This is a genomic window from Belnapia sp. AC561 (assembly GCF_979252845.1).
This window is the reverse complement of record NZ_CEEDBP010000043.1, coordinates 39,892-49,012: the sequence shown is the minus strand read 5'-3', so window position 1 is coordinate 49,012 and position 9,121 is coordinate 39,892. Positions and strand designations below refer to the sequence as shown.

Below are 9,121 nucleotides of genomic sequence, written 5' to 3'. Positions count from 1 at the left end.
CGCAAGCAGGATCGATGACCTGCTGCCGTGGAACCTCAGACCAGATGGTCAAGCCGTGGTGATAGGCTGACGCTTACGGCACTGGCTTTGAGCCGGGCGCTGCAGATAGAGCGGGCTGCCCTTCCGGCACGGGGCTCAGAGTTTGCGCATTCGGTCTTGCGGCTTTTAGGCACGGTGTCCTCCGTCGAAATGAGGACATCCACTTACCGAACATGAAAGGCGTCGGCACGCCCTAGGTATCGAAGCGGCTTTGACACGCCTTTGCGAAAAATTAGGTGGGCAGGGTTGCTTGCGGGGGGGGCGTTTGGAAGCGCGATCATCCTTTCCAAAACCGGCCTGCCGGTACTAGAAGAAAGCGATTACAAATGCATAGCGCCACTCGGCACTTGTCTAAAGGCGGACCACACGAGGGACTTAGCAGTATGAGGCTGCACGAAAACCCCGTTGCGAAAAATGGCTGCAACGGCTCGGACCCGGGCTACGACAGGTCGCCAACACGTTGGCCCAAGGCGGTTTCAGCCTTGCGAATCGGCGGTTGTGAGAGATCGGACCGGATTCGGAATTAATGGCTGCGCCAAAGAAGCGGCGAGCCTGCAGGGCGGAAAGAAAGTCGGCCACTGGAGCGGTGGTGTGATGCTGCTGCAGGCGCTGTAAAACCCGGCCAGTGGCAGGTGGACTGGCACCGTCAACTCGCCGGCCCTACGACCATTGCGCTGACATACCCGAAGGTTACGGCACAGCAGGATTCAGGCGGCAGCAGCGGCTGCAGCTGGCCCGGCCGCGGCGACTGCCGTTCGTCCGCTCGTTGGAACGGCTGGCGGTCGAGGCTGACCCGCTGAAGCTGCCGCTTTAGGAGCTGGAGACGGGGGCGCCAGCCCCATTCCCATCAGCGTGGTGCCGGCCATCCGCCCCAGCGATCCCGGTATAGCAATCCGCCAGACTGCCATCAGGTCCTTGAGCGAGAAGTGCAGCCCGACTGCGAACATGAGCAGGATCACGCCGATCTCGGCCAACTGGTTGGCCATTTCCTGGTTCGCCACGATCCCCGGCGTGAAGGGTCCGACCGCGACGCCGGCTAGCAGGTATCCCACCAGCGGCGAGACTCGCAGGCGGTGCGCGACGACGCCGAGCAGGAAGGCGAGACCCAGGCCGACGGCGAGGGTGGCGATGAGTTGGGGCTGGTGCTGGGGCAAGTTGCGTCCTGTGCAGCAGGTGGTCCGTCCGCCTTACCGGGCCGCGCAGCGGGTTGCCACCAATGCTGCGCCGGTCACCCGGTTTGGCGTATCCTTGCAGTTTACAGAAACAAAACAAACCAAACCATGCCGATCGAAGGTGGTCACAGACTTTGAAATTTATGCCAACCCCCGCGCCACCCAACGGGGGCACGTTGCCAAAGTCGGCGTTGCTGCGGTGTCTCAAGATCCCCAGATGCAGGTGATCTCAAGATCGAGGATCCTCCATGGCGCTGTCACCTGACCCGAAGCTCCACGAGGCCCTCGCGGTGGTTGCCAAGGCGATCGCCGCCGGCAAACTACCGTATCCCACGGACGAGGCGGACCAGCCGCCGGTCGCCAGCGACGATCGGGACCTCATCGGCCACCTGGATGCGGAAAGTGGGGAGGTTTTGGGCGAAGCAGCCATGGCTGTGGCATTTGGGGCTTTCGCCGCCCGTGGTGGTGACGATGGCCCAGTCCACACCTTGGTCGCCTCCATCGGTCTCATGGCGATGCTCGCGGGCGAGGAACCCGATCCGCCGGGTGAGATCGGTTCGGTGCTGACCGATGGCGATCAGGTCGAAGCGGAGATTGATCAGGCTGGCGAGCTTGCCGATCGTGTCTATGCCAAGTCGAAGTCATGCGATGAGGCGATCGCGGCGTTGGAAGCCCGCATTGTCGGCACCGCCATCACGCTTGCTGGCTGCACCCTGCCGGATGACCAGGACGATCAGCAGGCCGTACGAGCGCGAGCAGCGCGGTACCTGGCGCGGCTGTCGGCAGGTCTGCTCTTGATGAATCAGGCTCTGCAGCATGGAGCGGATAAGTCAGATGCTGTCGCGGGCAGCGACAAGCACGTTTGACTTGATAAGACGACGATGAACGCATGAGTGGTGGAAGGGTCCTGGTTAACCGAGGCAGACGCCGCTCATCTACGCTGTTCCAAGTCAGCATGAAGCAGCTGCTGAAGTAGGGCATTTCTGCAATAGGGCCTGCCACCACACCGAAAAAGCTTTGGCGGTAGCCAACAGGCAGGATCCTGCCTGTTGGTCAAAGCCGAGTTCAACTTTTCAAGCAAAGGGGCCGTTTGAGACTCGGCTTATTCAGCGTTGGTCTTGCCATCAGGCGATGCGCCGTTCGTGGAATCGCTATCCTGCACGGTCTGGCTGTCCATTGAGGCCGCCTCTGATACAGGCTTTTTCCGAGTGCTGGACCGGCGCGTGACAGCCTTCCTTGACTGCGGAGCTGCTTCAACAGCCGTGGTTGCCGCTCGACGTGGAGAAGCACGTTTCGTGGCCTTCGGTGAGGAGGCCTCAGTTACCCTTTTCGAGCGTGCCGGTTTAGCAGCAGCAGATACCGTCTTACCGGCACTTGTTGCACGCGACGACGAAGCTGCCTTGCGGGGCGCAGGCGCCGTCCGACCACGGGCAGACTTGGCCTTCTCTTTTTGGCGGGTGGCCTTTTCCTTGTCTTTGCGGGCGGTCAGCTTTTCGCGGATTGCGGCGAGCGCTGCTCTGGCGACCTGCGACCGGCCAGCATCCGGTGTCGAATCCAAGGCCTCGAAAAAAGCTTTGACGACCTTGTTGGTGCCGCGCGGAGCGGATGTGTCTGACTTCGCCATCGAGCTTTATTCTCCTACATCGACTGCCATAACACTGATCTGCCAGAATCGCACAAATCTTCGACGCGCAGCGGCTTCCTTGCTCGTGTGCTATCACGCTTATTCCGCTTGGATCAGAGCATTAATAGCGAGGTTGGCGCCCCTCGGTCAGCCCCACCGGCAAATGCGCTTCTCAGCTCGGCCCATTGCATCAGCTGTCTCCGCGCCGACCTTGGCAGCGATCATGCGTGGAGGGGTAGCAGCGTAGTATGCGCGCTGGCCCATTCCCTACGCTGTCCGCGGATCCTCTGATCCCGTCCTACTGCGAGGCCCTGTCTTGGCGGCTCGCCCCACCGGTGGTGTCCAGTCCCTCCGGCTCCGCACTGCCCAGCCGAAGCGGTGGTCGCCCTCGAGCAGATGCAGATGCTCGCGCAGCCGGTTGCGGCCGAGCCATTCCAACGCCGCCTCCAGCTCCGCCAGCGACATCTCGTTGCGGGCCTTGTCGCCGAGGACGCGCTTCAGCGCGGCGTTGTAGGCATGGTACAGCCCCGCCCCGCGTGGCGGCGCGATGGCGCCGGAGACGCCCTCCGCCGCATCCTCGACCGCCTGCGCCGCGACCTGTTCGCTCAGTCGCTGCCGCAACTGCCGCTCCGCCCCGGAGGGCGTCAGGAAGTCCCCCTGCGGCTCCGGCTCGCGCGCCGCCGCCAGCCCGGCCGCCAACTCCGGTCCCGGCCGCAGGGTGCTGAGCCGCAGGGTCAGCGCGTTGCTCTCGAGCGGGACGATGGCCTGGCGCTGGCGCGTCTCGGCGATTTCGTCCTCCAGCCAGTCCGGCAGGTCGAGCCCCGGCTGGCGGGGCGGCCGCGGGTCCTTGCGAAGCTGGCCCCCCTGCTCGCGCTCCATCCGCCAGCGGAAGCGGGCGAAGAGCGGATCGTCGGGGTGGAAGACCAGGGCGCGCTGGGCCGCATAGGGTCCGGCATGCGGGTCCACCCGCGTCGCACGCGCCACCATCTGCTCCAGCCAGGGGCGCGAGCGCACATGGGTCAGCGCCGCCACCACCGCCACCTCCGGGGCATCCAGCCCCTCATAAGCCATGGCGACGGTGACCAGCACCGAAGGCTCTGGTGTCAGCCGGTACGCTGCCAGGGTCTCCTGGGCGCCGCGTTCGTCGGAGACTGCCAGTGCCATGCTGCCGGCCTGGGCCGGCGGCACCCAGCCGCGCAGGATCTCAAGGTAGCGCCGCGCCTGGACCTGGTCGGGCGCCACCACCAGCAGCTTGCCGAGGCCGCGCGGGGTCTCCCCCGGCGCGGCACCCAGGGCCAGGCGGCGCTCGGCCCGCAGCTTGCGCGTCGCCTCGAAGGCTCGCCGCAGCAGGCCCTCGGCGAAGCCGGTGCGCAGCGCGGTGAACAGCGCCGGCCGGGTGGACTCCTGCGGCGCCGGCGCCTGCAGCCGGTGCGGCCCGAGCCGGGGCCGCTCGCCGCCGCCCTCGGGCTCCGGCCCCAGCCAGGCCGCCTCGCCGTCCAGCGCGCCGAAGGACACCGGCAGCACCGCCCGCTCCGCCAGGGCCCGGGCCCGGCTGTAGCCGACCACCGCCCAGCCTGGCGCTGCCAGGTCGACTTCCTGCCGGCCGCCTGTCCCGCGGCGATAGGGCAGCCAGAGGATCCGCCGCCCATCCGCCCGCTCCAGCGTTCCGGAGAGCAGCAGCCGCACCGCCGATAGCGCCAGCAGCGGCTCGATCGGCGCCGACCAGGCGGCGGCGACATCCTGGGTGCCGTCCCGGCCGCCGGCGGTATCGGCCTCGTTGAGGCCGGGCAAGTGATGTACCTCGTCGACCACCAGCAGGTAGCGGTGGCGGCGGAAGGCGGCGAGGTGCAGGTCCGGGGCCGCGGCGATCCCCTGGTAGGTCGTCACGTAGCCGGCCAAGCCCCGGCAGGGGTCGCCCGGGGCATTGTCGGCGGCGCGAACCGAGAGGTCGTGCCCCAGGGCCTGCCGCCAGGCCGGGTCGGCGAAGACCTCCTCCGCCTGCAGCCGCAGGCTGTCGCGCGGCACCACCCAGCAGATCCGCTCGCAGATGCCGGCGGCGATCAGCGCCTGCGCCGCCAGCACCGGCAGCAGCGACTTGCCGCCGCCCGGGGTGACCGCGGCGAGGATATCGCGCACCTCGCTCGCCTCGCCGGCGGCGATGGCCCGGACGACGCCCAGAAGCTCGGACTGATGGCTGCGCAGGGATCGTGGGATCAGGCTTGGCTCCTTGTGGCAAATTGCCCAGCGGCAGCTTGAGTCGTCGTGAATTCCCTGTCGAGTGGCTTTACGCAGATCAGCTTGTTTCGACACCGCCTACGTTCGATGGCTAGTATTGGGATCATGACCCGGCTGACGTTTGGCTACAGCTATCCGCACTCAACGTCAGACAATCCTGCCAGTAAGAATGGGGCATCTGCCATGCAGCTTGACGCACTTGAAGCGACAACCGGCAGGCTTCCCTGCCCATGAAGGGTGTAGGCGGTTCACATCAGGCTGTTCACCAACTCGGTCTCGACAACCCGTGCGGATGCACAGCCTACCCGACCGTCCAACTCCCATTGCGACAGCGCTCACGGTCAGGCTCTTACGCCAGATCTGCCTTCACGCTTGTTCTGCTGCCGCGAGACGCTCGACCTCGCGTACGTAGCCGTCAGCGTCAAACTTCTTCAGACTCGCACCGCTCATGGAACGCACAGTGCCAAACACTGGCTGAGGTCCCCATGGCCGGTCATGCAGCCCGAAGAGCCAACCGATGTTGGTAAATGAGTTGGCGTCGCGCCCATCGATGAAATAGCGGTTGTTGAGCCGAAGCGCGGTCTCCCAGGCCGTCTCCGGTGAAGGCGACCATTCGACGATCTTTTTGCCCCAGTACATGCGCATGTGGTTATGCATGTAGCCGGTCTCACGCATCTCCATCATGGCGGCGTTCCAATAGCGGTCATGGGTCAAGCCCATCTCGAATTGCTCAGGCGTGTAGAGATAGGGATGCCGATCCCTCTGATGTTCGCTCAACGTTTTGCGCGCCCAATCAGGCAGGCAACCGTAATCGTCATAGCGTGGTTCGTAATGAACATGATTTGCCGCAAGCTCTCGTCTGACCACGACTTCTTCGATATAGGCGGCCTTGTCATCGGCATCGCCGGTGCTCGCAGCGCGCACGGCAAGCACGATGGCCACCGGCGAAATTTGGCCAAAGTGCAGATACGGGCTCATGTGTGAGGCAGCTCCGGCCTCTGGTTTGCTACGTACGGTGGCATAACTTGCGAATGATGCGTCGAGATAGCGCTGCAGCCTCGCTTCTGCCTGCGAGACGCCACCTTTGAAGCGCCGTACCGGCCGGACGCCCTGGTCTGCTTTCAGACCAGCGACCAGCCGTGGGACATCGTCCAAGCCAAGAGTGCTCTCGACCTGCAGACCGGTGGCACGGTGTACAACGTGACGTTCCTCAAGCGGCATCAGGTAGTCCGGTAGGAGTCGGGTGAGCTTGGGCCGTAGCGTTCTTGCGGCAAACTCATGCTTGGACGAAGCAGTCTCGACCGGGACGACCACATCGCCCTCAACCTGCACCACTCGGCACGGCGCCTGCGCCGCGAAGTCGGCGTAGAACTGGACAGCGGGCTTCAGGTAGGTTCGGTCGCAGATCACCATGGCAGCCTCGGCGGCGTAAAACAGGGCGGTTTCCACCGGTGGCGATCGACGGGCGACAAAAGCGATTCCTCGGCGCTCCATCTTGTTGCATGGGTCGCTCAGTCAGGCGCCTTGGAGTAGGCTGGCGTAGAGGCGAGCCCTCGAGCAGTGAGGGATTCTGCCATGCCGTTCAAGGCCAACGCCGATCGCCGGCACCGCATCCCCAAGCAGCGCCAGAAGGTCACCAACTGGACTGAGTACGACGCCGGCTTGCGCGCCCGCGGTAGCCTCACGGTGTGGTTCACGGCCGAGGCGATCGAAGGGTGGCGCGCCGAGGCACGCACTGGCCGGGGTGGCCAGGCGAAGTACTCGGACCTAGCGATCGCAACCGCCTTGACGCTGCGTGCCGTGTTCCGCCTGGCGCTGCGCCAGACCGAGGGCCTGATCGGCTCCATGCTGCAGCTGCTGGGCCTTGACCTCGCGGTGCCGGACCACTCCACCCTAAGCCGCCGCGCTGAGACGCTGGAGGTGCTGCGGCCACGCTGTGGGCGCGAGCCGGTGCATCTTCTGGTGGACAGCACCGGCCTGCGGCTATGCGGCCCTGGCGGATGGCTGCAGGAGAAACACGGCAGCAAGCGGCGCCGGGCCTGGAAGATGCTCCACCTCGCCACGGACGCCGACACCGGCCAGATCGTCGCCTCAGTGCTGACCAGCAGGGATGCCGATGACGGCTCGCAGGTTAGCCCTTTGCTCGAGCGGGTCGATGGTTTCGTGGCATCCCTCACCGGCGATGGCGCCTACGACCGAGACGACGTCTACGCTGAGGTCGCGGCGCGACATCCCGATGCTGCCGTCATCGTCCCGCCGCGCGCAAACGCGGTGCCGAGCGGCACAGTTGCGACCGCGCCGACGCAGCGGGATGCACATCTGCGATGTATTGCCGAACGCGGCCGCATGGGTTGGCAGCGGGCGGCGGGGTACAACTGGCGCGCCCTGGTGGAGGCCGACATCTCGAGATGGAAGCGCGTCCTCGGTGACAGGCTGCGCTCACAGACAGATGGGCGCCAAGCGACCGAGGTAGCCATCGCTGCCAAGGTGCTGAACCACATGCTCGACCTTGGCCGGCCGGAGTACATCCGGATCGCATGATCCCGAGCGCGCACAGGGCTCAGCGTGCCCAGGTCACCGACCCATGCAACAAGATGACCGTATGCGCGACGGCCGCCTCGACCTGCTCAGGCTTCGATACATCGCAGGCGATGGTCAGCACCTCGCCGCCCGCTTGCTTCACCGCCGCCTCGGTCTCGCGCAGGGCTTCAGCGCTGCGGTCCAGAATGACAACACGCGCACCTTCAGCCGCGAAGGCTACAGCAGTCGCGCGGCCGATGCCGCTGGCCGCGCCGGTGACGAAGGCAACCTTGCCGTTGAAACGAAGAGAATTGGGCATGGGAACACCTTGTTTATGAGTAAGGGACACCTTGTCTGACGATGATATAGGGATCGTCGATCGATCGATGAGCCATCCGCTCTTCAACAGGGCGATGAATCAAATTCATCTCAGCGGCGGCCGCCATGCCGTGGGCTGAACGTCCTTATGTCGAATGAGATCAAGTGGAAGTCGGTACCGCCAAGCGACAGCCGTCGCGTAGTCCCATTGGTCTCGGCAACATTCTGGAAGTTGTCTTTGCGTCGCCAACAATCGCGGATCATGTACCTCTTGCCGGTGACGATGTCATAAGCCTTCGTGACATATGCCCTCGATCTTCTTCGGCATGAGCATTGTTCAACAGCGCATTGCTAAAGTCTCAACAGGGAAAGGGGGGTGCAGGCCGGCATAGCTGCGCTAACTGCCCTCATCACCAAATCTGGGACGCAGGGAATGCCGAAGCCTCATATCATCTGCCATATGGCCAGCAGCCTGGACGGCAAGATCTTACCCCGCTTTTGGGCTCCGGAAGGCGTTCATGATCCGTCTATCTACGACCGACTGCACCACAAACTTGGGGGTGGGTCATGGATCGTCGGACGCGTTACAGCGCAGGAATTTGCGAAACGGGATACCTATCCCACCACGACGGACAAAACCTTCGTGCGGGAAGCCTGGCTACCCCAAAAGAGTGCCAAAGCCTATGCCATCATGGTCGATGGTGACGGCAAGATCGCTTGGGGGCGCGCCCATGTCGATGGTGAGCCGATCGTCGTTGTTCTGACCGAGCAGGTTTCCGACGCTCACCTCGCCGGATTGCGTGAGGATGGTGTTGGCTATGTCTTCGCTGGCAGGACTGAACTTGATCTTCCACTGCTCCTGGAAGTCCTACACGCCAGTCTCGGGATCAAACAGCTTCTTCTTGAAGGCGGGGGCGGCCTCAACGGCTCATTCCTGCGCGCCGGTCTTGTCGACGAGTTCAGCTTGGTTCTGGAACCGGCGATCGATGGCACACGTGGCAGCCCCACCACCTTCGACGGTGGTGACGCCAATGCCGGCCTGCCGCCGGTCAGAGGCCTGACCTTGACCGAGCAAAACCTACTCGAAGGCGGAGTCCTATGGCTTCGCTACAGCGTGGAACACGGTCCGGCCGCAAAGGCACGTTGAGCGTTGCTCATTGCTGCATCAAGCCTCCGGCTAGTTGGCCCTCACGGGGCGAAGCCATAGATCGAC

At 64.4% G+C, this 9,121-nt stretch carries 8 protein-coding genes; 3 read left to right on the top strand and 5 right to left on the bottom strand.

The genetic code is table 11. The annotated features are described in order from the left end of the window. Nucleotides 1-746: 746 nt before the first annotated feature. Nucleotides 747-1,193, bottom strand: coding sequence for a cation:proton antiporter domain-containing protein (locus tag AC0IW9_RS25845; protein WP_471651172.1), 447 nt, complete (start codon nucleotides 1,191-1,193; stop codon nucleotides 747-749). Nucleotides 1,194-1,459: 266 nt separating this feature from the next. Between AC0IW9_RS25845 and AC0IW9_RS25840 the strand changes: the two genes are divergently transcribed. Next, nucleotides 1,460-2,077: a hypothetical protein gene (locus tag AC0IW9_RS25840; RefSeq protein WP_471651171.1), complete on the top strand. Its 618-nt coding sequence runs from the start codon at nucleotides 1,460-1,462 to the stop codon at nucleotides 2,075-2,077. Between the two features lie 236 nt (nucleotides 2,078-2,313). On the opposite strand, the gene AC0IW9_RS25835 is transcribed toward AC0IW9_RS25840, so the two are convergent. The 3 genes from AC0IW9_RS25835 to AC0IW9_RS25825 all read right to left on the bottom strand — a co-directional run bounded on the left by AC0IW9_RS25835 (nucleotide 2,314) and on the right by AC0IW9_RS25825 (nucleotide 6,519). Next, the gene (locus tag AC0IW9_RS25835) at nucleotides 2,314-2,835 is read right to left on the bottom strand and encodes a hypothetical protein (RefSeq protein WP_471651170.1); all 522 of its coding nucleotides are present in this window, start codon (nucleotides 2,833-2,835) and stop codon (nucleotides 2,314-2,316) included. 267 nt (nucleotides 2,836-3,102) lie between these two features. Then, nucleotides 3,103-5,037, bottom strand: a complete 1,935-nt coding sequence (locus tag AC0IW9_RS25830; RefSeq protein ID WP_471651173.1) for a DEAD/DEAH box helicase — start codon at nucleotides 5,035-5,037, stop codon at nucleotides 3,103-3,105. Nucleotides 5,038-5,436: 399 nt separating this feature from the next. Continuing rightward, nucleotides 5,437-6,519 carry a hypothetical protein gene (locus AC0IW9_RS25825; RefSeq protein WP_471651169.1) on the bottom strand — a complete coding sequence of 361 codons (1,083 nt, stop codon included), beginning with the start codon at nucleotides 6,517-6,519 and terminating at the stop codon, nucleotides 5,437-5,439. 126 nt (nucleotides 6,520-6,645) lie between these two features. Here AC0IW9_RS25825 and AC0IW9_RS25820 point away from each other — a divergent pair, with 126 nt between their 5' ends. Next, nucleotides 6,646-7,611 (top strand): IS5 family transposase, encoded by a 966-nt coding sequence (locus AC0IW9_RS25820; protein WP_471651168.1) that lies wholly within the window; start codon nucleotides 6,646-6,648, stop codon nucleotides 7,609-7,611. A gap of 19 nt (nucleotides 7,612-7,630) precedes the next feature. Here the strand turns inward: AC0IW9_RS25820 and AC0IW9_RS25815 are convergent, their stop codons facing one another. Next, on the bottom strand, nucleotides 7,631-7,909 hold the full coding sequence (locus AC0IW9_RS25815) for an SDR family NAD(P)-dependent oxidoreductase (protein WP_471651167.1): 279 nt from the start codon (nucleotides 7,907-7,909) through the stop codon (nucleotides 7,631-7,633). A 432-nt stretch (nucleotides 7,910-8,341) separates the two neighbouring features. Between AC0IW9_RS25815 and AC0IW9_RS25810 the strand changes: the two genes are divergently transcribed. Then, nucleotides 8,342-9,055, top strand: coding sequence for a dihydrofolate reductase family protein (locus AC0IW9_RS25810; RefSeq protein WP_471651166.1), 714 nt, complete (start codon nucleotides 8,342-8,344; stop codon nucleotides 9,053-9,055). Nucleotides 9,056-9,121: the final 66 nt, after the last annotated feature.